The sequence below is a fragment of the Novosphingobium nitrogenifigens DSM 19370 genome (genome assembly GCF_000192575.1).
GTDB classification, from domain to species: domain Bacteria; phylum Pseudomonadota; class Alphaproteobacteria; order Sphingomonadales; family Sphingomonadaceae; genus Novosphingobium; species Novosphingobium nitrogenifigens.
The window spans coordinates 499,533-522,353 of the sequence record NZ_GL876935.1; the positions used below are offsets into that span (position 1 = coordinate 499,533).

At 63.3% G+C, this 22,821-nt stretch carries 21 protein-coding genes; 2 read left to right on the top strand and 19 right to left on the bottom strand.

Features of this window, described 5'->3' with window-relative positions; all coding sequences use genetic code 11:
• Positions 1–19: 19 nt before the first annotated feature.
• The 5 genes from Y88_RS18430 to Y88_RS18450 form a co-directional block, all read right to left on the bottom strand.
• Positions 20–2,389, bottom strand: coding sequence for a TonB-dependent receptor (locus tag Y88_RS18430; RefSeq protein ID WP_008072030.1), 2,370 nt, complete (start codon positions 2,387–2,389; stop codon positions 20–22).
• A gap of 121 nt (positions 2,390–2,510) precedes the next feature.
• A complete protein-coding gene (locus Y88_RS18435) occupies positions 2,511–3,740 on the bottom strand; it encodes a styrene monooxygenase/indole monooxygenase family protein (RefSeq protein ID WP_026167085.1) in 1,230 nt (409 codons plus the stop codon).
• Positions 3,741–3,985: 245 nt separating this feature from the next.
• On the bottom strand, positions 3,986–4,816 hold the full coding sequence (locus Y88_RS18440) for a 23S rRNA (adenine(2030)-N(6))-methyltransferase RlmJ (protein WP_008072032.1): 831 nt from the start codon (positions 4,814–4,816) through the stop codon (positions 3,986–3,988).
• A gap of 432 nt (positions 4,817–5,248) precedes the next feature.
• Positions 5,249–6,265: a hypothetical protein gene (locus tag Y88_RS18445; RefSeq protein WP_018076122.1), complete on the bottom strand. Its 1,017-nt coding sequence runs from the start codon at positions 6,263–6,265 to the stop codon at positions 5,249–5,251.
• A 220-nt stretch (positions 6,266–6,485) separates the two neighbouring features.
• Positions 6,486–7,514 (bottom strand): AraC family transcriptional regulator, encoded by a 1,029-nt coding sequence (locus Y88_RS18450; protein ID WP_008072034.1) that lies wholly within the window; start codon positions 7,512–7,514, stop codon positions 6,486–6,488.
• A 191-nt stretch (positions 7,515–7,705) separates the two neighbouring features.
• On the opposite strand from Y88_RS18450, the gene Y88_RS18455 reads away from it, so the two are divergent.
• A complete protein-coding gene (locus Y88_RS18455; protein WP_008072035.1) occupies positions 7,706–8,191 on the top strand; it encodes a flavin reductase family protein in 486 nt (161 codons plus the stop codon).
• A 9-nt stretch (positions 8,192–8,200) separates the two neighbouring features.
• Here the strand turns inward: Y88_RS18455 and Y88_RS18460 are convergent, their stop codons facing one another.
• From Y88_RS18460 to Y88_RS18525, 14 genes are all read right to left on the bottom strand, one after another.
• Positions 8,201–9,592: an amidase gene (locus Y88_RS18460; RefSeq protein WP_008072037.1), complete on the bottom strand. Its 1,392-nt coding sequence runs from the start codon at positions 9,590–9,592 to the stop codon at positions 8,201–8,203.
• Positions 9,589–10,134 carry a cupin domain-containing protein gene (locus tag Y88_RS18465; RefSeq protein WP_232281142.1) on the bottom strand — a complete coding sequence of 182 codons (546 nt, stop codon included), beginning with the start codon at positions 10,132–10,134 and terminating at the stop codon, positions 9,589–9,591. The genes Y88_RS18460 and Y88_RS18465 overlap by 4 nt, the downstream gene beginning before the upstream one ends.
• Positions 10,135–10,145: 11 nt before the next feature.
• Complete coding sequence (locus Y88_RS18470; RefSeq protein WP_008072042.1) at positions 10,146–11,246, bottom strand: alcohol dehydrogenase catalytic domain-containing protein; 1,101 nt, start codon at positions 11,244–11,246, stop codon at positions 10,146–10,148.
• Positions 11,247–11,361: 115 nt separating this feature from the next.
• The gene (gene nifA / locus Y88_RS18475) at positions 11,362–13,158 is read right to left on the bottom strand and encodes a nif-specific transcriptional activator NifA (protein ID WP_232281143.1); all 1,797 of its coding nucleotides are present in this window, start codon (positions 13,156–13,158) and stop codon (positions 11,362–11,364) included.
• Between the two features lie 207 nt (positions 13,159–13,365).
• Complete coding sequence (locus Y88_RS18480) at positions 13,366–13,674, bottom strand: ferredoxin family protein (protein WP_008072046.1); 309 nt, start codon at positions 13,672–13,674, stop codon at positions 13,366–13,368.
• Positions 13,675–13,687: 13 nt separating this feature from the next.
• Positions 13,688–15,013, bottom strand: coding sequence for an FAD-dependent oxidoreductase (locus Y88_RS18485; RefSeq protein ID WP_008072047.1), 1,326 nt, complete (start codon positions 15,011–15,013; stop codon positions 13,688–13,690).
• Positions 15,014–15,027: 14 nt separating this feature from the next.
• Positions 15,028–16,134 carry an electron transfer flavoprotein subunit alpha/FixB family protein gene (locus Y88_RS18490; protein ID WP_008072048.1) on the bottom strand — a complete coding sequence of 369 codons (1,107 nt, stop codon included), beginning with the start codon at positions 16,132–16,134 and terminating at the stop codon, positions 15,028–15,030.
• Between the two features lie 14 nt (positions 16,135–16,148).
• On the bottom strand, positions 16,149–17,024 hold the full coding sequence (locus tag Y88_RS18495) for an electron transfer flavoprotein subunit beta/FixA family protein (RefSeq protein WP_008072049.1): 876 nt from the start codon (positions 17,022–17,024) through the stop codon (positions 16,149–16,151).
• A 1-nt stretch (position 17,025) separates the two neighbouring features.
• Positions 17,026–17,367 carry a nitrogenase stabilizing/protective protein NifW gene (gene nifW / locus Y88_RS18500; RefSeq protein ID WP_008072050.1) on the bottom strand — a complete coding sequence of 114 codons (342 nt, stop codon included), beginning with the start codon at positions 17,365–17,367 and terminating at the stop codon, positions 17,026–17,028.
• Entirely contained in the window at positions 17,354–18,094 is a 741-nt protein-coding gene (gene cysE / locus Y88_RS18505; RefSeq protein ID WP_018076124.1) for a serine O-acetyltransferase, read from the bottom strand. The genes nifW and cysE overlap by 14 nt, the downstream gene beginning before the upstream one ends.
• A complete protein-coding gene (nifV, locus tag Y88_RS18510) occupies positions 18,094–19,248 on the bottom strand; it encodes a homocitrate synthase (protein ID WP_232281144.1) in 1,155 nt (384 codons plus the stop codon). The genes cysE and nifV overlap by 1 nt, the downstream gene beginning before the upstream one ends.
• Positions 19,249–19,263: 15 nt before the next feature.
• Entirely contained in the window at positions 19,264–20,487 is a 1,224-nt protein-coding gene (gene nifS, locus Y88_RS18515) for a cysteine desulfurase NifS (RefSeq protein WP_008072055.1), read from the bottom strand.
• Between the two features lie 17 nt (positions 20,488–20,504).
• Entirely contained in the window at positions 20,505–21,428 is a 924-nt protein-coding gene (nifU, locus tag Y88_RS18520; RefSeq protein ID WP_008072056.1) for a Fe-S cluster assembly protein NifU, read from the bottom strand.
• Between the two features lie 13 nt (positions 21,429–21,441).
• Positions 21,442–21,768 carry a HesB/IscA family protein gene (locus Y88_RS18525; protein ID WP_008072057.1) on the bottom strand — a complete coding sequence of 109 codons (327 nt, stop codon included), beginning with the start codon at positions 21,766–21,768 and terminating at the stop codon, positions 21,442–21,444.
• A 283-nt stretch (positions 21,769–22,051) separates the two neighbouring features.
• On the opposite strand from Y88_RS18525, the gene Y88_RS18530 reads away from it, so the two are divergent.
• Positions 22,052–22,672 (top strand): hypothetical protein, encoded by a 621-nt coding sequence (locus Y88_RS18530; RefSeq protein WP_008072058.1) that lies wholly within the window; start codon positions 22,052–22,054, stop codon positions 22,670–22,672.
• Positions 22,673–22,821 lie beyond the last annotated feature (149 nt).

Here is a 22,821-nt window from a genome sequence, read left to right on the forward strand (position 1 = left end):
AGCAGCCCGAGGGAAAGGTTCAGAACTTGACCGACGCGGTCACCGACCACTCGCGGCCCCGGTTGTAGACGCCTTCATAAGCCTGCAACGCATCGACCAGAATGCCTGACAACAGGAACCGCTTGTCTCCGATGTTCTTGATATTGGCCGAAAGACCGAACTTCTCGCCCGCCGAGGTCCATCCGATCGCGGCATTGAACAACGAATAGCCCGCCTGCGCGATCTGGGGCGTGTTGAAGGTGTTGTTGTAGAATTTGCTGCGGTACGACCAATCCGCATGGGGGCGCAGCATGGAGCCGCCGGGCAATTCCCATTCATAGGTAACCCCGGCAGACGCGGTCCATTTCGACACGCGCTCGAACATGTTGGACGGGTTGATATAGGTCGTTGCCTGATCGATCTGCTTGTAATGAGCTGACGTCAGGCCCAGCGTCCCTTCGACCAGAAGCCCGTGGATCGGGCGCAATTGACCTTCCAGCTCGAACCCCTTGATCGACGCGCTGCCCGCATTGCGGAACACCGGAGCCACGCTGGTAAAGACCTGTACCTGCATGTCCTTGTAATCGGTGTAATATCCCGCGACGTTCACAGTCAGGCGGCGATCGAGCGTCTGGAACTTGACGCCCGCTTCATAGACATCGACCTTTTCCGGGGCAAAGCTCGGGATCGCGGCGGCCGGGTCGGTGATCGTGGTGGTCACGCCCGGAATGATCGGCGGGAACACCCGCTGGCTGAACCCGCCCGACTTGAACCCGCGCGACCATGTCGCATAGATCATCGCGGTGCGATCCGCCTGCCATGCCAGATTGACCATCGGCGTCGGCTCGCTGAACCGTTCACGCGCCGTCACATCGGGCAGGACGCGCGTTCCCGCATCGAAAATCGGCGAATTGAACGGCGCGCCCAGGAACGAGGCGAGATTGGCGATGATGTACTGGTCGGGATGGAACCACTTGGTATCGCGGGTATAGCGCAAACCTGCGGTCAGCTTCAGCTTGTCGGTGATCTTGAACGTCCCCTGCCCGAAAAAGGCGAGGCTTTCGTTGCGGAAATAGCCGCCCGACCGGAACCGGGAAATCGTGAAGGTCAGGTCGTTGATATCGACCCCGGTTTCCTTGAAATAATAGGCGCCCAAGATCCAGTCGAGCCGACCGCCGAACGCCTTGCCCAGAACCTGCAATTCCTGGCTGAACTGTTGCTGGTGGATATGGTCATAGAATTGCGCGATCGCCGCCGGGCTGTCGTCGCCGTCGCGGGCGAAATCGCCGGTCAATTCGCGAAACGCGGTGATGCTCTTGATCGTCAGAGCGGGGCTCAATTCGATCGTGTGCGTCATCGCCATGCCGAAAATATCGGAATTGGAATAGGACGGCGCCGTCCCCGCATTGGTATTGCGGCCAAGGACATAGCGATTGTCATAGCAATTCGCGACGCCAAGGTTGAGCGGCGCGGATGCCGTGGCACAGGGGCTCGCCGTGCCGCCCGCCTGCACATTGGCGATGGTGTTCCAGATGTCGGTCATGGGCGGCGTCGCGGGATCGGTGGTCTTGCCGTAATTGATCCCGATCAGGCTCATCGGCGGGCCGTTTTCCCGCGCATGGGTGCCATCGACCGAAAGATCCACGGTCCAATCGGACAGCGGCTTGATCCGCGCCGACATGCGCCCGGCAAAGCGGTTCTGGTTGCCCAGCATCTGTCCGTCGCTGATCCGCTTTACATAGCCGTTCTGCCCGAAATAGGCCGCCGACACGCGCAAGGCGATCTTGTCCGACACGGGCAGGTTGACCATGCCCTTGACCACGGCAAGATCGTCGGTGCCGTATGTGGCAGAGGCGCTGGCGGCCAGACGCGTGAAATCGGGCGCCTTGCTGGTGACCGAAATCGCCCCGCCGATAGTATTGCGCCCGAACAGCGTCCCCTGCGGCCCGCGCAGCACTTCGATGCGGTCCATATCGACCAGATCGAGAATGGCGCCCACCGACCGCGCGACATAGACCCCGTCGACATAGACCCCGACGCCCGGTTCGACCGTCGGCACGAAATCCTGTTGCCCGATGCCGCGAATATAGATCGAGGCGCTGTTGCTGGCCCCCGAATAGGACGGATTGTTCTGAAGCGTCAGATTGGGGGTGAGGTTGGCGAGCCCCTCGGTGCTGCGGATGCCGCGCGCCTCCATCGAACGATCGTTGAACGCGGTAATCGCGATCGGCGTTTCCTGAAGGCTTTCGACTCGCTTTCGCGCCGTTACGGTGATCTGGCCGTCGAGTGCGGAACCGGTCTGGCCCGCATCCTCCGCCATGGCCACCCCCGCATCGGTCAACGAGGCCAGCGCCAGCAAGAGACAGCGAACACGTCTGCGCCGGGCGCGGAAATTCCCCTTGGTCAGCATGAAACAGACTCCCCGAGTTTGATTGTCCGGCATTGGCCGGTCGTGTTGAGGCGCACCGCGCCCGGCGAAGAGGCGCGAAACGGCGCCTCTCCGGTTGGTCCTTGAAAAAATCGACGTGGGATCAGGCCGCGACGGCGCGCGATGCGAGAAAGGCTTCGGCTGCGGCCGGGTCGTAGTACCAGGGCGCGATCGACTTGGGATCGTTGAAGCTGTTGGCCATGAGCTGGGCAATACCCGGATCGCTCTCTGCCGCTTTCAACACCGCCAGCATGTGCGGCGGGGGCGGCGTCAGCGTCATGTTGGTATAATCGACGACATAGCGGGCATAGTCCCAGTACGTTTCGAACGTCGCGGTCATCCACGCGGCATCGAATGGCCCCTCATGGGCAAGGATAGCGTCGAGATAGACCTTGGCGCACTTGGCCGCGTTGTTCGATCCCTGCCCGGTGATCGGATCGTTGACACAGACCGCGTCGGCAATGCCGAACACCGGCTTTCCGCTGGGCAAAGTCGCCACCGGATGGCGCGTCGTCGGCGTGATCCGCCCGCGCAGCACCGCCTTGTCATCGGTCAGTTCGAGATGCCCGTCGATCCGTTCCGCCTCGATCGGGAAATAGTCGCGCAAGAGCCGCTCGCTCACCGCCAGATGATCCTGCGCCGTGCGTACATCGGCCCACACGTCCATGGGACCGCCCGGAATCGCCTCTATCGTGAAAATCTCGCATGGACCGTCGCGGGTCATGCCGGGGAAGGACACGAATTCGCCGATGCCCGGATTGATATTGATGCAGATCGCGGGTTTCCCCGGACGCGGGCTGAACCGATGGACATACGTCAGCGCCAGAACCCGCTGTGGCTGGGTAAAGGGCGAGCGGGCCGGGTCGCGTTCGAACAGCCGCCCGATGTCCCCCTTGCCCGAGGCGACCACGACCAGATCGTGGCTTGCCGCAAGGCGTTCGAGCGTGGCGATGTCCGCTTCCTCGATCACCAGCGCGCCGCCCAGTTCCTCGAACCGGGCCATCCATCGCGGCATCTTGATCCGCTGGTCCACCGACTGGCCCGGCTCACCCATGTCGCCTTGCCAGAACAGCCCCACGCGGCCCTCGCTGTCGGCAAGCCGCATCTGCGCCGCCGAATAAGGCGGTGCGGTGTGCTGCCAGTAATCGATGCCGAGTTCCCGCTCGAACCCCAACGCCATGCCGTACATGGACTGGCTCGACATGACGAAACCGGTCTCGATCTCGTCGGCGGTGCGGTTGGAAATCATGGTGACCGCATGGCCGCCCATCAACAGCCCGATCCCCAGATGCAGCCCCGCCTGCCCGGCGCCCACGATCGCAATTCTAGCCATGTCACCCCCCTCGCTTTGTGCGAATGAGAGCAGGCTATGATTTCACCGCCCCGTCACAATCCGGTCACGGCAAACATCATCCGGTCTTGGCAAGCCGCCCCGACAAAGGTGGCGCGCGGACAAATTCAACCGGCGGGCGCCATGCCTCTTTCCGCAGGTCAGCGGGATCCCGGGTCAAGCCCGGGATGACGGACATAAAACCAATAATATCATGCCCATATGTCGCCGGGATTTATCCGCGCCGCCTAATCGCCCAGCCAATCGGTTGTGATCTCGCCCCTGTGCCCCTCGGGCGCCAGCGCGGCACGCAGGGATTCCAGCAGAGGCGGCAGCGCCTGCGTGAAGGCATAGGGCGGGTTGACGATGAAAAGGCCCGCGCCGTTATAGATGCCGGGCTGATCGGCATCGTACAACCAATGCTCGACGTTCAGGAATTTCGGGATGCGGAGCTTGCGCAACTGCTCCTTCCACCGCGAATGCGTCGCCCGGTCTTTCAGCGGATACCAGATCACCGTCACGCCATGCGCCCATTTGCGGTGAGCCGCCGCGAGGGTCGTCGTGATACGTGCGCGTTCGTCCGTCTGCTCATACGGCGGGTCGACCACCACCACGCCGCGCGCGGTGCGGGGCGGCACCATCGCCAGCCAAAACTCGTAAGCGTCCCGCTCATGCACGGCAGCGGGCGTATCGCGCATCACGCCGCGCAGGGAATGGACGTCCTCGGGATGTTTTTCGTTGAGGATCAGGAAATCCTGCGGGCGCAGCAGCTGCGCCAGAAACTTCGGCGAGCCGGGATAGAGCAGCGGCTCTACCCCGCCATTCACCTCCTGCACGGCGGCGCGGTAATCGTTCAGCAAGGGGTTCTGATCGGCAAAGGCTCGCAACACGCCCTGCGTAGCCTCGCCGGTGCGTTGAGCCTCGTCCCCGCGCAAGTCGTAGAGCCCGCAACCGGCATGCGTATCGATCAGAGTCAGCGCGCTCTCTTTGTGCTGCAAGGCCCGCACAAGCGCGATCAACAGACTGTGCTTCACGACATCGGCGCTATTGCCGGCATGGAAGGAATGACGATAATTCATTGTATTTCAAGATCCTGACGATCTGACTTCATACGAGTTGCCCGGCACGAAAGCCGAGCACGAGGCGATTGAAGGTGCTCGTACAGAAACGGACGAAAACCTTCAAAGCACTTCTGCGCAAACCCTCAAGCCCCCGTCAGCGACCGTCACCAGAAGCAGAAAGCCAAGCCGGGAGGCACATGGGAATGTTCGCGCCCGACCCTGCTTGTATCAGCAACCGACTTGCACCCGCTCCATGTGAGATGACTTGGATTGGGCCGGGCGCCAGCCGACTTGTCACCGGGACCGCCTCCAGAAGTGACATTCAGAGTCCCGGCCCCGTTTTCTGAAAGCAGTCATTGGTGCCATTGTGGGATATCGTCGGCGCAAGTGAATGGGTCTGACGAGATGCCTACAGAGGCTGGCGAACAAGATAGGAAAAATGCTTCTTTATCATCGTGTAGCCTTAACACGCTCCCATTCGCGCTTTAGGACAACGTGAGATAATCGCATGACGTATCCTATAAGCTTTCCATACTGATCTTCACGAGTTCTATCAAAAATATTAGGTATTGGAGATAATATTTCACTCCATTGCTCTACCGCGTTCGATCTATGCGGCTCAAGCTCTTTCAAGAGATTTTTCACATCGTCGACCTTCATAAAATCCGCATTACTCCAATTAAAAAATGCAAGTTTTATGGTAAGATACATAAGCAATCGATGATCTTTTTCGGATGGATTTAGCATCAGTTCCATCTCCATCCGGCAGAATGTTAATTCCATCCGGTCTTTATGCGGATACTGAAACGCAACATCGGCCAGCGCGACAAACCGGGCGATATTACCGCGTAGTTTTTCAATCCATGCCTGCCTACTATCCGCCTTGACCTTTGCTTGAAGCTGACGGTGGGTGAAATAGATCGACGCAATAGCTGCCACCAGCGCCAAGAAGGCGGTAAGATTATCTGCAAATTTCAAGCCCGCCATCGCGGTGGTGTTGAAAAGAGCAACAATCCTTTTGGTCGAAAGAAGCGCTTGGGTTTCGAATGCAGCACTAAATGTTGCGATTAGGGCAAATACAACTATTAAATCAATCCCAATAGATGGCTTTCTAGATTTATTGACATAACTTATAGGATCACATTTAAGCTCCCCCAGAGTCATGTCCAGAACATCCCGCCATGTCGGATCATCGATTTTAGAACTCAGGTTCCACCAACTCGTGGTGAAAATTTGAACGTATATTAACCTAATCCATCCAGTCAAACTCCCATATGAAATAAATATTATAATAATTCCGATTAACTTAAAATAGCCAAATTCCGTAAAACTTGGCCATACTGGTGGCTGTTTGATCATGATGCCAAAAATCGTGACCGCAAATATGGAAAATATAACGAGCACGTTGAAGCGCTCTTTCAAGGCCGTCTGATCCATATCGTCTTTATCGTGTTGGCTATGGGGCATTCTTAGCTAATGCAACTTTCCAAGCTTTCAGGAAAGAGGCAGCGTGACAACACGTTCGCCGACAACGCCTTTCTCAGCCCACAAAAGCAACATCGATGCAGCACAGGGATTCAAGAAAAGAGGGGTCATGGGCGGGATCTTATGCCGAGATCGGCAGCTACCTGTGGTTACCGAACTGAAAGCAGACTTACCGGTCCGTCCTCAACCCCCGCCGCCCCCATCACCGCTGACGCCGCAAAGTCTCGCGGGGGGTTTCGCCGAAGCGTTGGCGGTAGGCGAGGGCGAAGCGGCCGAGGTGTTCGAAGCCCCAGTGCATGGCGACCTGGGTGACGTTGGTGGTTTCGCCCGGGGCCATCAATTCGCGGCGGACGCGTTCGAGGCGGATGTCGCGCAAGAGTTGCATGGGGGTGACGCCCAGTGTCTGGCGGAACTGGTGGTGCAAGGTGCGCAAGGGGATGCCTGCGACTTTGCCGATGTCGGCCATGTCGATCGGGTCGTGCGCGTGTTCGTGCAGGTATTCGCGCACGCGGCGGACCGGCAGCGGGTCGGCGGCGGGAATGCTGCGGCCCAGTTCCTCGCTCAGGTCATGGGGTTGCAGGAACAAGAGCGCGGTCATCATCGTGTTTTCGAGATGGCGTTCGAGCAGGGCATTGGCGCCGCACGGTTCGAAACGGGCGCCGTTGCGGACCATGGCGATGGCGCATTGCATCTGATCCACCAGACGCGCGCCCAGCGGCGAAGCGAGATCGAACCAGGGTTCGAACCGGACATGCGAGCGCAAGGGACGCCCGAGAAAGGCCTCTACAAACCGTTCGAACCCGGCCCGGTCGCACCGCAACACGACTTTGCGGCAATCCCCGCTCCAATGCATTTCGAGCGGGACTTGCGGATGCTGGACCGAGGCGCGGCCCGGTCCATAGACGCCGTGCTCTCCCCCAAGCGTCAGCCCCGCCCGACCCGCGACCGGGATCTGTACCAGATAGAAATGCTCCAGCCGCCCGGCGTCGATGATGACGTCGGCGCCATAGCTCATTTCGGTCAGTGTCACGCTGCCGCAACGCAGATGCGCGATGTCGGTCGTGAGCAGGCCTCTGGGGTTCACCAGGTCGAAAGAGTGCTCGCAATACATCCGCCCGACATAGGATCGGACTTCGTCGCGTTCTTTCGACAGGAAGCTGTGACTGGCCGCCCCGGCCAAAGTCAGTGCAAACCCGTCGGCATTCGAGTGCAGTGCCTGATACATCGGCATGGCCCCGCCGTTCCGGCTGTTCGGATGATGTCTGGATAAGGTCGCATTAACCCCCGAATCGCCGCGCGCGTCAACGGTGCGCGGCCCTTGCCGCAGCGGGACAATGGCTGCGCCCAGCGGATTTCGCGGCGGGATTCTCACATTGTACGAATGTCCCCGCAACGCTTGGAAAAACACGGAACGGGGAAATCATGAACGGCGATTTCAAGATCAGCATGCGTCACCTTGCCGGGGCAGTGAATATCGTCACTGCCGGAACCGGGGCGGAGGCGTCGGGCCTGACGGCAACGGCGGTCTGTTCGCTGTCGATGGCGCCGCCGCGCCTGCTGGTCTGCCTCAACCGTTCGGGCGCGACCTGTGCAGCGCTGCTGGCCGCCCATGCGTTTTGCGTCAACGTGCTCGGCACCGATGCGCTGGCGCTGGCCGAGACATTCGCGGGGCGCACCGGGCTATCGGGCGCGGAAAAGTTCGCAAGTCGCGGATGGATCGCGGATGAAGGGCATCCCCCGCGCCTTGCCGATGCCATCGCCGCGATCCGCTGTTCGGTTCACTCGGTACAACTGGTCGGAACCCATGCGATCGTCGTCGGCGATGTCGAGGCGGTGTGGAACCGCCCCGATGCCCAACCGCTGGTCTATCACGACCAGTCGTTCCGGACCCTGTGTGCGCTCGATTGAGCGCACCCGTCACAGGGCGGGATGCGCCCGGTGCCAGTCGGTCGCCTCTTGCACAGCGATCCCTGCGCGCAGGAGGACATCCTCGCGACCACGCGCGGCGACAAGCTGCACACCCACTGGCAAGCCCGCGTCGGTCGGCATTCCCGGCAAAGCGAGCGTCGGTTGCCCGCCCAGATTGAACGGCGCGGTAAAGGCGATCAGCCGGGCATTGGCCTCCGGATCGGCGGCCAATGCCCCCAGTCGTTCCAGCGTCGGCGCGGCATAAGGCTGAACCGGCGCCAGCAACAGGTCGATCCCCGCCAAAGCCGTATCCAGCGCCCCGGTCAGGGTCATGCGATCGCGCAAGGCCCGTTGATGCTCCATCGCCGAGGCCGAGTGCCCGATGTCGAGCAGCCGTGCGAGCGCGGGGCCATAATCGGCGGCGCGTGCCGGATACGTCTCCGCATGGGCAAGCGCGGCCTCGGTCCCGGCCAGCAATTCCCAATCGCGCGAGGCGCAAGCCGGATCGGGCACGGCGATTTCCCGGATCGTCGCGCCCAGATCGGCGAGTGCGTCCCGCATGGCATCGACCGCGCCCACGACTTCGCGATCGCATCCCGCCATGTTCCAACCCGGATCAAGGCCGATGACGAGACCGCGCAGATCCCGCCCTTCGACGACCGGCGCCACCGGGCCGGACCAGCTGGTCGGATCATCGGGATCGTGTCCGGCGATCAGGCCATAGAGCAGTGCGACGTCGCGGGCACTGCGCGCCATCGGGCCGACATGGTCGAGACTGCCCGCCAGTTCGAAGGCGCCATGACGGCTGACCCGGCCCCAGCTCGGCTTGAGCCCGGTCAGGCCGTTCGCCGCGCAGGGAAAGCGGATCGAACCGCCCGTATCCGACCCCAACGAAGCATAGGCCAGCCCCGCCGCGACGGCGACACCCGACCCGCTCGACGAAGCCCCCGGCCACAGCGCGTCACCCCAGGGATTGACCGGCGCGACCACGCCCGGGTGATGCAGGGCAAAGGCGCCCTCGGTCATTTGCGTCTTGCCGATATTGATCGCACCTGCCGCGCGCAGCCGGTGCACGACAGTGGCGTCGCGTACCGGGCGAAACCCGCTGTACACGGTCATGCCCGCCGCCGTCGGCATGTCGGCGGTATGGAACAGATCCTTCACCGCGACCGGCACGCCTTCGATCGGGCCGCCTTGTCCTGTGGCCAGACGGTCGTCCGCGATCCGCGCCTGACGCCGCGCGGCATCGGGATCGAGGTGGGCAAAGGCATGGAGATGCCGCTCCAGCCGCGCGATACGGGCGAGAAGGACGTCCATCACATCGACTGCCGAAACCGAGCGCGAGGCAAGCTTCGCGGCGATTTCGACCATGTCCGCGAACGGCGGCGGCGCGTCGGTCATGCCGCGTCGCGATGTCCGCCGACCATGAACGAGATCATCGTCGTCGGCTTGTCGGTGCGGTTGCGCCAGGCGTGGCGCGTGCCGTTCTGGATCACCACGTCCCCGGCTTTCAGATGGCGCACATCGCCGTCGTCGAGTTCGAGCCAGAGTTCGCCTTCGACGATGACGTCGTAATCGAGCGTTGCGGTGATGTGCATGCCCGAACCGTCGGGGTCGAACGTGTCGGCAAGTCCGGGCAGGAATTCCGCCTGTTCGGCAGCGGCGGCCGCGCCGTCGAAGGCGGGCGACATCATGACGCTGTCGGGCGGAAACGTCACCACGATCAGGCACGATCCCCCCGGCCCCGGCAACATCGTGTCGACGCGCGCGACCGGATCGCCCGCGCCGCCGTCATCGGGAAAGCGCGGCACGTCGCGCGTCATCCACGCCAGCGTCGTGCGAAATCCCGGCATCGCGGCAAAATCGTGGGTATTGGCAACCGGGCCGTCCGACACGACACAGGATTTGCCGTTGCGTTCGGCTGTCACGATCCGTCTTACCATGCTCATTCTCCTCAGGCGCCGGGCTGCACCACGACATTGATGAAACCGCCGGTCCGCTGCTCGGCGAGAGCAAGCGCCTCGTTCGCCTGAGCCAGCGGGAAACGGCGATGATCGAGAACCGAAAGGTCGAGCGTTCCGGCCGCAATCATCGCGGCCATGTCCTCGCCCTCGGCAACAGTGAACCACAGCGATCCGATCAGGCTGACTTGCGCGCACATCAGCGCATGCATGTTGAGCGCGAGCGGCGCATTCATTCCGCCGACGTCGACCAGCCTGCCCCCGCGCCGCAGCGCGCCGATGGCGTCGAGCATCGCTTGCGCGGGCGCGCCGGGCCCCAGCGTATCGAGCACGGCGTCGACGCCCAGTCCACCGGTCAGGCGCCGGGCCCAGTCGCCGAGCGGTTCGGTTCCCGACGACAACACCTCGATCCGGGCCGGATCGATCGCGCGGACCCGTTCGAGCAGATCACGGTTGCGTGCCACGCCCAGAATGCGGGTCGCGCCCATGGCCCGTGCCAGCAGGACCGCGCCGAGCCCGAGCGTGCCGCTCGCCCCGTTGATCAGGACTGTGCGCCCCGGCCCCACGCCCGCCTTGCGCAACCCGGAATAGGCCGTGCCGAGATAGCCGAACCGCGCCGCCGCCTCGAAACTGACGGCATCGGGCAGTTTCACCAGTCCGTCGGCTGGCGCGGTCGCATATTCGGAAAAGCCGCCATAGGGATAAAGGCGATAGATCCCGCGCGAGGCCGGACCGAAACCGAAATAGCCCTGAAACATATAGGCCGGGCAATTGATCGCATCGCCCGACCGGCACGCCGGACACGATCCGCACGAACGCCCCGGATTGATATAGACCCGATCCCCCGGCGCGATGCCGGTGACGAGCGGGCCCACCTCTTCCACCACGCCCGCCGCGTCGAGGCCATAGATGGCAGGCAATTCGGGCACGGTCAGATAGGCCCGATCGCCGTAATTGTTCATGACGTTGCGCAAGTTCGGGACGACGCCCGCCGCCTTGACCGCGACCACCACGTCCCGCTCGCGCGGCGAAGGCCGCTCGATCTCGTCGATCCGAAAATCACCGCCCGGTTCGTGAACCCGTGCCGCCCGCATCCCGCTCTCCCGTCATTCCTGTGCAATGACGGCAGCGGTATGGGCCCCCCGGCGGATGGGTCAATCGAGCGGACCCCGGTCGGGCGGCGCCACTCTCACTATCTGCGACGGCAGACTACAACCGTTTGATTTCTATGCCGAACTTGCGCAGAGCGTAACCGATCTGGCGCGGCGTCAATTTCAACATGCGCGCGGCCTTGGCCTGAACCCAGCCGGTTGATTCGAGCGCGGCAATCAATTCCTGCCGCGTGATTTTCACGTTGTCCTGTCCCGGATCTTCCGGGTTGGGGGAAATCACCGCTTCGGCAGGTTCGGGCGTGAACGGGGTGGGAGCAAAGGGTGACGGCATCGGGATGCCGATAGGTTCCCTGGCCCGTGGCTGGACGATCGGGAACGGTTGCGACACCGCCGATTTCCACAAAGTCGCCGAAAGGCATTCGTCGTGGCGGCAGGCGAAATCATCGTCGACGATGCGGTCCCCCTGTGCCAGCGTGGCGGTACGGCGGATGCAGTTTTCCAGTTCGCGAACGTTGCCGGGGAAATAACAGTTGTCGAGCACCCGGATCGCCGAAGGGCTGAGTTCGTGGCGGGTGCGATGTTCCTGGTCAAAGCGTTGCAGGAATTCGCGGGCGAGCAGGGGAATATCCTCTCGCCGGTCGCGCAGGGCGGGGAGCCGGATCGAGACGACGTTGATGCGGTAATAGAGATCGGCGCGGAATTCGCCGCGCGCCACCATCTCTTCCAGATTGCGGTTGGTCGCGCAGACGAGGCGGACGTCGACCTTGATCGTGTTCATGCCGCCCAGCCGTTCGAATTCGCCCTCCTGCAACACGCGCAGCAATTTGACCTGAAAGGCAAGGCTGGTGTCCCCGATCTCGTCAAGGAACAAGGTGCCGCCGTCGGCCAGCTCGAAACGGCCCTTGCGCTGGGACACGGCGCCGGTGAACGCGCCCTTTTCATGGCCGAACAGTTCGGATTCCAGCACGCTTTCGGGCAGTGCCGCACAGTTGAGTTTGATGAAGGGACGCTTGGCGCGCGGGCTGTAATCGTGGGTCGCCCGCGCGAAGAGTTCCTTGCCGGTGCCACTTTCCCCGCGCAACAGGACTGCGGAATGACTGCGCGCGACCACGCGGATCTGCTCCAGCGCGTGGCGCAGCGCGGCGCTGTTGCCGACAATGCCGCGCGGGTGGGCAGGGCCGCGCGGGTGGGCAGGGCCGCGCGGATGGGCCGGGCCGCGCGGATGGGCCGGGCTATCCTCGCTGCCCTGGCTCGACAGTTCCTTTTCCAGCAGGCGTTGCTGATCCATCAGCCGTTCGCGGTCGCGGCCGATCATCTCCATCAACCGCACCGTCTGCCCGATCAGGTTGGCGACCATGGTCAGGAACCGCACGTCCTCGTCGGCAGCGTGATAGGCGGTGTCCTCGTCCCAGACCTGCTCGATGGTCAAGGTGCCCATCACCCGGTCGCGGTCCTTGATCGGGACGCCGATGAACGAGACGCGCGCGCCGGGCGGCACCGGTTCGCTGCGTTCCCAACCTGCGAACAGGGGGCTGTTGTCGATGTTGTGAATGACGAGCGGCATGTGCGTGGTAACGACCTGCCCCACCGCGCGTTCGGGCAGGCGTTCGAAATAGCGGTGCGCCTGTTCCTCTTTCCAGCCGATGCCCACGACACTGCGCGGGTCGCCCTTGTCGTCGAGCAGGGCGACGATACCGTGGCGCATGTCGAGAAAGCTCGACAGCAAAGTCAGCACATTGGCCAGCGTCGTTTCCAGCCGCGTGGGTACGACGAGAATCTTCGAAATCTCGTAGATCCCGCGCAACGCGATGTCCGCGCGCGTATGGCTCTGACCGCGACCGCGCGCAGGCGGAGACCCCGCCGACACAGTTCCAGCAGTTGCCGAAGTGGGCATGACGAGCACCTCCCTGCCGCCAGCGCGATCCTTCTCCCCAAGGGTCGTCTTTATATTTTCATGATCTTGCTGAACGTCGCATCGCGACTCGATGTTGCGATGCAGCACAGGGTCTCAAAAACCGACCCGACCGGCAAGGAATTTCCCCTGAAAAGCCAAGAAAATAGGCTATTTTGCAAGGCGTTCAGGAAACTGCCCGAATAGATGTCATCCGAACTTGTACAAGACGCCGAAACCGCCGCGCGGATAGTTCCATTCCAGCTCCCCGGTCGTCTGCGTGACGATCCGGCACGTGCCGCATTCGACACAGCCGTCCGCCGAAACCTCGACCTGCCCGCTTTCGGACAGGTTGTAGCATCCCGCCGGGCACAGATGGGTCATCGCCAGCAACCCGCGCGAAGGGGTCTGGTGCGGTTTCACCCGGATATGCGGGCGCCCGGCATCGACCAGATAGCGGTTCTGGTAGAGCTTTTCCTCGACTTTTACGGTTCCCTTGCCGTTCATTGCGTCGTTCATTGTCAGGTCTCCCTTATCGCCATGCCCGCACGAGGCGGAACGTGTCGCCGATCATGCCGCGCCATCCGCGCGCTTCGCGGAACGAGCGGGCGATGGCGTTTTCCTTGGTTTTCTTGTCCACGCCATCGACGCGGAACCATGTCTGCATCGCCTGGCTGATAAGACGCGGATAGGTCCCGAAGAACTGGGCTTTCCCGCCATGGAGAAGGTTCGGGATGCCCTTGTATTTCCTGAGATCCTTCATGACGAAGGTCTCTTCCAGCCGCCGGGCGAAGGCCGCGAGGTTGGCCGCCGACATCGCCTCGCGCTTGCGGGTCAGCATGACCACGGTTTCAGCAGCAATGCGTCCGGTCGTCATGGCAAGGTTCGACCCTTCGCGATGGACTGCATTCACGAATTGCCCGGCGTCGCCCACGACCAGCCAGCCGTCGCCATATAGCTGCGGGATCGCCCGGTAGCCGCCTTCGGGGATGAGGTGCGCGGCATATTCCTTGATCTCGCTCCCTGCCAGCAGGGGCTTGATCGACGGGTGGTTCTTGAACGCTTCGAGCAGGCCATAGGGCGTCTCGGCGCTGTCGACGAAATCCTCGACGATGCAGCCGATGCCGATCGAGATGGATTCCTCGTTGGTGTAAAGGAACCCCGTCCCGGTCATGCCCTTGGTAATCGTGCCCATGGCCTCGATCACCACGCCTTCGTTGCCCTGAAGGTTGAACCGCGCCTCGATCACTTCGCGCGGCAGGAAATGCATTTCCTTGACCGCCAGCGCGACCGTGTCGGGCTTCAATTCTTCACGCAGGCCGCTGCGTTGGCCGACCAGTCCATTGACCCCTTCGGCCAGGACGACGACCGGGGCCATGATCGGATTGCCGCTGCGGTCGGTGCGCACGCCGATGACTTTGCCCGAAAGATCGCGGACGAGTTCGGTGACGGTCGTCTCGAACAGGACCGTCGCCCCCGCATCGCGCACGCGGCTGTTGAACCATTTGTCGAACTGCGCACGCAGGATCGTATAGCGGTTGGGTTTTTCCTCGTTGAAATCGTCGGAACGGTAATGGACACCGGTATGGCTGCGGTCGTCCATGGTCCAGATCCGCTGTTCGATCACATGGCGTTCGAGCGGGGCTTCGTCGCGGAATTCGGGAATGATCTTTTCCAGCGCGTCGGCATAGAGGATCGCGCCCTGCACATTCTTGCTGCCCGAATATTCGCCGCGCTCGATCTGGAGGACATTGAGCCCTTCGCGCGCCATGACATAGGCCGCCGCATTGCCCGACGGCCCGGCGCCGACGACGATCGCGTCGAAACGGGGGGATGCGTCCTGTTCGGTCTCGCTCATCGCTCGGGTTCCTTTCAACTGGCCAGCCGGTTGACGCGCAAACGGGCCGCCAGAGCCTCGGTCAACGCGGGCAAGAGAGTGACGGCATCGGCAACGATGCCCAGATGCGCGAATTCGAAAATCGGCGCGGCCGGATCGGTGTTGATCGCCACGATGACGTCGGCGCCTTCGACCCCGACGCGGTGCTGGATCGCACCCGAAATGCCCGCGGCGATGTAAAGGCGGGGACGAATGGTCTTCCCCGTCTGTCCGATCTGGCGATCGGCGGTAATCCATCCCTTTTGCACCAGCGGCCGCGAGCCCCCGTATTCGGCGCCCAGCACTTCGGCGAGCTTGCGCACGAGCTGAAAGTTTTCCGCCGAGCGCAGGCCGAGACCGCCCGCCACGACGATGTCGGCATAAGGCAGGTTCGCCTTGTCGCTGTCGCGGTCGGCGAGAAAATCGAGAACCTTGGTGACGATGTCGGCTTCGACAATGGCGGGGGCATATTCGACGATACGCCCGGTGCGCCCTTCCTGCCGCGCGGGCATGGGCATGACGCGGGGACGTACGGTCGCCATCTGCGGCCGGAAATTGAGCGTGAAGATCGTGCACAGCAGCGATCCGCCGAACGTGGGCCGGGTCGCGGCAAGCGAGCCTTCCTCGTCGATGGCCAATTCGGTGCAATCGGCAGTCAGCCCGGTGCGCAAGGTCGTTGCCACGGCCCCGGCAAGGTCGCGCCCGAGATTGGTCGCCCCGAGCAGGAGGATTTCCGGCTTGTACGTCTCGACCAGGTGCGTCAGCACCGAAGTCGACGTCTCGTTGCGGTAATGGGCAAGTGCGGGGTCCTCGACCACATAGACGACATCCGCGCCATATTCGAAGCACTGCGCCGCCGCTGCGTCGAGCGCCGCGCGATCGTCGCCCATGACCACCGCGCCCAGTTCGACCCCGCGCTTGTCGGCGAGTTTGCGCCCTTCGCCGAGCAGTTCGAAGCTGACCGAATGGACTTGTCCATGTTCGATCTCGACCGCGACCCAGACGTGGCGATAGGCCTTGAAATGGTCGGGCAGTTCCTTCTTGGTCCCGGCCCGGCTGCCTGCATTTGCCTTTGCGGCTGCGGGCTTGGCGGTGTCTGCCATGGTCCTTGGCTCCCTCAATAGGCCGACTGGGCGGCGGTTTCCAACAGTTGCGCCTCGACATCGGGCAACCGCGCGAACATCGCCTCGATCACCGCGCGGGCGCTTTCATAAGGCGTCCCCTCGACCGGGATCATCACCGCCTTCTCGCTGCGCGCAGAAGGCGCGAAGACTTTCTTGACGATGGTCGGCGATCCGCGCAGGCCGCACCGGGTCAGATCCTCGATCCCGACTGCTGCGGCGTTCCATATCGTCACCTCGGCCTTGGCGGCGGCGAGTGCCGTGTCGATCCCGCCCCGGCGCATCTCGTTGGTGCCTTCGAGCATGGTGATGAGCACCGGCAGCCGGGTCTCAAGCACCTGGGTGCCGCCCTCGGCCCGGCGCTCGACCGTCAGCACGCCGGCTGCCGGATCGAGTTCGCGGATTTTCGAGATATAAGTGAGCTGGTTGTAGCCCAGCCTGCGGGCGATGCCCGGCCCCACTTGCGCGGTATCGCCGTCGATCGTCTGCTTGCCGGTAAAAACGACGTCGGGCGTGCCGAACGTCCGCCCGATCTGTTCGAGCGCCATCGACAGGGCATAGGACGTTGCGAGCGTGTCCGATCCGGCAAAATAGCGGTCGGACAAGAGCACCGCGCGATCGGCCCCGAACGTCAGTGCCTTGCGCAGCGAATCCTCGGCCGTCATCGGCCCCATGCACAGGACCGTGACCGATCCGCCCAGCCGGTCGCGCAGGCGCAAGGCCTCTTCCAGCGCGAACAGGTCAAAGGGATTGATGATCGTCGGGACGCCCTGGCGCATGATGGTGTTGGTCACCGGATGCACTCGGATCTGGGCGCTGTCAGGCACCTGCTTGATGCAAACGACGCTATGCAGGGGCTTGGAGCCGGTCATGTCATTCTCCCGTCAGGGCGGACAGCGGCACGAAAGGCCGGTTGGGTTCGGGCTTGGGACGCAGCGCGTCCTGATGGACCTTGAAAATTCGTTCCGCGATCGGCGAGGATGCGACGAAATCGGCATAGGCCTGCGCCAGATGCTCGCGGCACAAGGCCTCGACGCCCGCCTCGTCCGCGCCGTCAAAGGCGCCGTCCGCCGCACTGCCGCGCAAGTATTGGCCCATGCGGCGAAGGATGTGCAGCCGCGCCACGCGCACGACCGCTTCGTCATAGGGAACGTCCAGAACCTCGAAGAATTCTTCGGCACTGGACAGCGATTGCAGGCGATCAAGCAGGCTCATGCGGGTTCTCCCGACAGAAAGACGGATCGCGGCGTTCCTCGCCCCGGTGGGCAAGGCGCGCTTCGAGAAAATCGATGCGGTCGACCAGTTCGGCGATGGCTTCGCCGACGGGATCGGGCATCAGGTGATGGTCGAGATCGATGCGCCCGCCCATGCGGCGGCGATCGGCGGGATCGCGCACGACCCGCCCCGGAATGCCGACGACGGTCATGCCCGGCGGCACGTCCTCGATCACCACGCTGTTGGCGCCGACGCGCGCGCCCGCACCGATCAGGATGGGGCCGAGGATCTTGGCTCCGCAGCCCACCAGGACGCCGTTGCCCAGCGTCGGATGCCGCTTGCCCCCGCGCCAGCTCGTCCCGCCCAGCGTGACCCCGTGATAAAGCGTCACATCGTCGCCGATCTCGGCGGTTTCGCCGATCACCACCCCCGCGCCGTGGTCGATGAAGAACCGTTCACCGATCCGCGCGCCGGGATGGATGTCGACATTGGTCACCGTGCGCGAGAACCACGAGACGAACCGCGCGGCAAAGCGATGGCCCCGCCGCCACAAGCGATGGGCGATCCGGTGCCACACGATCGCGTGGACGCCGGGATAAGTCAGCAGGATCTCGACCGATCCCTTCGCCGCCGGGTCGCGCGCGGCGACGCAGGCGATATCGCCGCGCACTTGCGCGAGGAGCGAGGAGCGCTCCGCACCGCCGATCGAGAGGCTCGGGCCGATCATCACTGCACCGGGCACGCGGTCTGGTCGTAAAGCGCGGCCAGATCGGGCAATTCGACCGGGCGCTTGGTATCGACCGCACGAGCCCGGACCGCCGCCAGCAGGTTTTCCAGCCGTTCGTGTTCGGCGTCGAGCCCGATCGAACGGAGCATCGTGCGCACTGCACTGCGGCCCGAATGCTTGCCCAGAACGATCTTGCGCCGCCGTCCGAACGTCGCAGGATCGAGTGCCTCATAGGTTGCAGCATCGCGCAGCAAACCTGCAACATGGATGCCCGATTCATGGGCAAAGACACTGGCCCCGACAATCGGCTTGTTGTCCGGGATCGGGCGACAGGCTGCCGCTGCGACCCGGTCTGCAAGCGTACCGAGCCAGGCAAGGTCGACCCCGGTCCGGCGCCCCAATGTCTCGCGCAGGGCCGTTACCACTTCCTCGAGCGGCGCATTGCCCGCCCGTTCGCCCAGCCCCAGCACACAGACGCTGGCATGGGTCGCCCCGCCGCGCACTGCCGCCAGCGTATTGGCCGTCGCCAGCCCGAGATCGTCGTGCCCGTGGAATTCGAGTTCGAGGTCGGTCTCGCGCACCAGCCGGGCAAAGGCGTCATAGGTGGCAAAGGGATCGAGCACGCCCAGCGTATCGGCATAGCGGAAGCGGTGGCCGCCCGCTTCCTCGATCGCGATGACGACGCGGGCAAGGAAATCGGGATCGGCGCGGCTCGCGTCCTCCCCCCCGACCGAAACGCGCATTCCCTTGTCGAGGGCATAAGGCACGACATCGGCAATGCGTGCCAGTACGTCGAGCCGCCCGGTACCGAACTTGGCACGGATCTGGCGGTCGGACACCGGCACCGACAGATGGACCCGCCCCGACCCCACTTTCGCGGCAAGATCGGCGTCGGCCCGGATCATCCGGCACCAGGGGATTACCGCCGCGCGTCGCGACTGAAGAGCAATGGCGCGAATGGCGTCCAGTTCCCCGGCCCCCATCGCCGGTGTCCCCGCCTCGATCTCGTCAACACCTGCCATTTCCAGATCGGCGGCAATTGCCAGCTTTTCAGCGAGGGTAAAGGCGATGCCGGGGGCCTGTTCGCCATCGCGCAGGGTGCTGTCGTTGATGACGACCGGGATGGCGATCGGTGGGGGCACGGGGTGAGGCATGACACGCAGCTCCCGTCAGGCATAAGTGGGGTTGAACGCAGCGGTGCGGACTTCGCGCTCGCGCCAGAACGGGCTCATGTCGCGCAGCCGTTCGATGATCGGAGGCATCGCCTCGATCACGCGATCGACATCCGCGTCGCCGTTCTCCCGGCTGAAACTGAACCGGATCGCCCCGTGCGCGGCGGTATAGGGCACGTTCATCGCGCGCAGGACGTGGCTGGGTTCCAGGCTGCCCGACGTACAGGCCGATCCCGACGAGGCCGCGATCCCTTCGCGGTTCATCAGCAAGAGGATCGCCTCGCCCTCGATATATTCAAAGGCGATGTTGCAGGTATTGGGCAGGCGATTGTCGACGTCGCCGGTCACGAAACTGTGGCTGATCCGTTGCAGCAGCCCTTTTTCGAGCCGGTCGCGCAGGGCTTTGACGCGGGTCTGTTCCTCGGCCATGTGCGCGGCGGCCAGGGCCGCGGCCTTGCCCAGCCCGATGATCGCCGGGGCATTTTCGGTGCCTGCGCGGCGGCCGCGTTCCTGATGCCCGCCCCGGATCAGCGGACGCAGGCGCACGCCCTTGCGCACATAGAGCGCACCGATCCCCTTGGGCCCGTGCAGCTTGTGCCCGGACAGCGAGAGCATGTCGATTTGCGTGGATTTGAGATCCATCGGGATCTTGCCCACTGCCTGCACCGCGTCGGTGTGGAACAGCGCGCCGACGCCGTGCGCCATTTCGGCCAGTTTCTCGACCGGGAAAATCGTGCCGGTCTCGTTGTTGGCCCACATGATCGACACGATCGCGGTCCGCTCGGACAAGGCCTTGCGATAGGCGTCCATGTCGAGCCGGCCCTTGGCATCGACCGGGATCACGTGGACTTTGGCCCGGCCGGTCTTTTCAAGATGCGCGACGAGCGTCAGCACGGCGGGGTGCTCGACCGCGCTGGTGACGATCTCGTTCCGCCCGGTCTGGGTTTCCAGCGCCGAGAGGATCGCGGTGCTGTCCGCTTCGGTCCCGCCGCCGGTATAGACGATCTCGTGATCGAATTCGGCGCCCAGAAGATCGGCAAGAGCCCGTCGCGCGGTGCCGATCGCATTGCCCACTTCCGCGCCGAAGGCATGCATGGACGAAGCATTGCCGAACTGTTCGGTAAAGAACGGCAGCATCGCGGCGACCACGTCGGGATCGCAGCGAGTGGTGGCATTGTTGTCGAGATAGACGTTCTCGGGGCTGGCTGAACTCATGGTCATCGCGGCCTCCTTTCCGGTCAGTGCATCGCGGTCACGGGAATGACGATCAGCGGAATGCCGAGCGCCTCGACCAGGCGGGCCTGCACGCCTTCGATCGTCGCGCTCGACAGGTGGCATCCGACGCAGGCGCCGGTCAGCTTGACCATGACCCTGTTGCCCTCGACATCGACCAGCTCGCAATCGCCGCCGTCGCGTTGCAGGCTGGGGCGAATGCTTTCGAGCGTTTCCTCGATCAGGCGGATCTTCTGCAGGTTGGTCAGCGGCTTGGCGGGTGCGCGTTCGTCGGTGCGGACGATCTTGCGCTCCTTTACCGGCAAGGGCGCGACGCCCGCCCGGAACGCGCGTTCGGGCGCCAGCGCCCCTTCGGCAACCATTTCGGCATTGACCCGTTCGAGCACGCCTTCGATGCCTTCGGCGCATGTCGAACAGCCGCCGCCCGCCTTGGTGTAATTGGTGACTTCGTCGATCGAGGTCAGGCCGTTGGTGCGCACGGTGCGCTCGATCATGCCCTCGTCGATGCCGAAGCACTTGCAGATCAGCGCGCCTTCCTCGTGGTCGTCGACCCAGGTTTCGCCGCGATAATTGGCGATCGCGGCATGGAGCGCTTCCTGACCCATGACCGAGCAGTGCATCTTTTCGGGCGGAAGGCCGCCGAGAAAGTCGGCAATGTCCTGATTGGTCAGCGCCATCGCCTCATCGATGGTCTTGCCGATGATAAGCTCGGTCAGCGCCGAGGACGAGGCAATCGCGCTGCCGCAACCGAACGTCTGAAACCGCGCGTCGCTGATCGTCTGGCTCGGCTCGTCGACCTTGATCATCAGGCGCAGCGCGTCGCCGCAGCTGATCGCGCCGACGTCGCCCACGCCGTCGGCGTCTTCAAGGATGCCGCTGTTCTTGGGATTGAAGAAGTAGTCCTTCACCTTTTCGCTGTATTCCCACATGAGCGTTCTCCGTTCAGCCGAAAGACTTGCCGCACGAGCAGCTGTTGCTGGCATTGGGGTTCGTGAACGTGAAACCCGACCCTTCGAGCGCCACGACGAAATCGACCGTGGTCCCGGCCAGAAGCGGCTGGCTGACCGGATCGATGAAGACGCTGACATCGCCATTGGTGACGATCGCGTCATCGGGCTGCGGTTCGGCGACCAGACCCATCATGTACTTGTACCCGGCGCATCCCCCGGTCTCGACCTGGATCCTGAGACCTGCGGGCGTGGCGGCGGCCTGCGACCGGGCCATGGCGGTGCGAACGGCTTCGAGCGCACTATCGGTAAGGGCGATCATGCTGACGTCTCCCCGAATGTGTTGACGAGGGGTTCTCAGCAAACTCCGTGCCAGTACGGGATTTCGGCCAACCACCGCCGCATGGGGACAAGCGCGCGCGCCGATCGGACGGTTTTGTCGCGCCCTTTGGCGGATTTGCGACAATGCCCCCTGTTCCGGTTTGTCCCAATGTCCACAAACGCGCGCAACCTGCGGCCTTGCGACGGGAAAACGGCAAACGGCCCGCTTCATGCATGGAGCTGCGCGTCGTTCGACCCATCCACGCAAAGGAGAACCGCCGCCCATGTCCGCCACCACTTCGCCGTCTCTGGAGACCGTCCGCATCAGCGATACCGCCTTCGGAACGCTCGAGGCCGCTCGTCGCCTGCTCAATGCCGTGCTCAAGGAACCGCTTCCGCGCGCAGGCCAGTTCGGATTTCGCGGCGACATCGCGCTCGCGTTTCAGGAACAGCTCGCCGACGAAGCGCGGCCCCCGGCCTATTCGCTGGAACAGGTGCTCGCCCGCGCCGATGTCACGACGGGCAAGATCCCCGTCCTTGTCGGCTATCTCCACAATTTCGCCTGGCTCAAGGATGCGGGCGAAGTGCTGGCCGACTATATCGACCCGCAGGGCACTTACGTGTTCTTTGCCAATAACATCGATTTCCTCAAGAAGTACCGCGTCCCCTTTGCCGGGGTCACGGCCTATATCCTGCCGCTCGATGAATCGACGGTGTGGAAGGAAACGCTCGAACTGGTCGATGTCGACAAGAACGACGTCAAGAAGATGACCGGCGCCCAGAAACTGGAATACGTCCTCGACAAAGTCGCCGCCTTCACCGCCGCCTATCCCGAACTCAGCTATGAAGACGGCGTCGCCGCGATGGGACCGGTCCGCAACCGCAACGAGAACCGCCCGGTTTAAGGGTCTGATTGGAAATTCGGGAATTTCCAAGGGGCGGCACTGGCTCTTCGACGAAAACGTCGCCCGAAGAGCGGGAGAGAGCCGGTGCCGCCTTCAAAATACGCCCTTGCGCAAACGTTTATCACAATATGAACGGGAATTGCGGGCAA

Coding starts and splice junctions, on each gene's coding strand:
- Y88_RS18430 (WP_008072030.1), bottom strand. CDS start 2,389: ATGCTGACCAAGGGGAATTTCCGCGCCCGGCGCAGACGTGTTCGCTGT.
- Y88_RS18435 (WP_026167085.1), bottom strand. CDS start 3,740: ATGGCTAGAATTGCGATCGTGGGCGCCGGGCAGGCGGGGCTGCATCTG.
- Y88_RS18440 (WP_008072032.1), bottom strand. CDS start 4,816: ATGAATTATCGTCATTCCTTCCATGCCGGCAATAGCGCCGATGTCGTG.
- Y88_RS18445 (WP_018076122.1), bottom strand. CDS start 6,265: ATGCCCCATAGCCAACACGATAAAGACGATATGGATCAGACGGCCTTG.
- Y88_RS18450 (WP_008072034.1), bottom strand. CDS start 7,514: ATGCCGATGTATCAGGCACTGCACTCGAATGCCGACGGGTTTGCACTG.
- Y88_RS18455 (WP_008072035.1), top strand. CDS start 7,706: ATGAACGGCGATTTCAAGATCAGCATGCGTCACCTTGCCGGGGCAGTG.
- Y88_RS18460 (WP_008072037.1), bottom strand. CDS start 9,592: ATGACCGACGCGCCGCCGCCGTTCGCGGACATGGTCGAAATCGCCGCG.
- Y88_RS18465 (WP_232281142.1), bottom strand. CDS start 10,134: ATGGTAAGACGGATCGTGACAGCCGAACGCAACGGCAAATCCTGTGTC.
- Y88_RS18470 (WP_008072042.1), bottom strand. CDS start 11,246: ATGCGGGCGGCACGGGTTCACGAACCGGGCGGTGATTTTCGGATCGAC.
- nifA (WP_232281143.1), bottom strand. CDS start 13,158: ATGCCCACTTCGGCAACTGCTGGAACTGTGTCGGCGGGGTCTCCGCCT.
- Y88_RS18480 (WP_008072046.1), bottom strand. CDS start 13,674: ATGAACGACGCAATGAACGGCAAGGGAACCGTAAAAGTCGAGGAAAAG.
- Y88_RS18485 (WP_008072047.1), bottom strand. CDS start 15,013: ATGAGCGAGACCGAACAGGACGCATCCCCCCGTTTCGACGCGATCGTC.
- Y88_RS18490 (WP_008072048.1), bottom strand. CDS start 16,134: ATGGCAGACACCGCCAAGCCCGCAGCCGCAAAGGCAAATGCAGGCAGC.
- Y88_RS18495 (WP_008072049.1), bottom strand. CDS start 17,024: ATGACCGGCTCCAAGCCCCTGCATAGCGTCGTTTGCATCAAGCAGGTG.
- nifW (WP_008072050.1), bottom strand. CDS start 17,367: ATGAGCCTGCTTGATCGCCTGCAATCGCTGTCCAGTGCCGAAGAATTC.
- cysE (WP_018076124.1), bottom strand. CDS start 18,094: ATGATCGGCCCGAGCCTCTCGATCGGCGGTGCGGAGCGCTCCTCGCTC.
- nifV (WP_232281144.1), bottom strand. CDS start 19,248: ATGCCTCACCCCGTGCCCCCACCGATCGCCATCCCGGTCGTCATCAAC.
- nifS (WP_008072055.1), bottom strand. CDS start 20,487: ATGACCATGAGTTCAGCCAGCCCCGAGAACGTCTATCTCGACAACAAT.
- nifU (WP_008072056.1), bottom strand. CDS start 21,428: ATGTGGGAATACAGCGAAAAGGTGAAGGACTACTTCTTCAATCCCAAG.
- Y88_RS18525 (WP_008072057.1), bottom strand. CDS start 21,768: ATGATCGCCCTTACCGATAGTGCGCTCGAAGCCGTTCGCACCGCCATG.
- Y88_RS18530 (WP_008072058.1), top strand. CDS start 22,052: ATGTCCGCCACCACTTCGCCGTCTCTGGAGACCGTCCGCATCAGCGAT.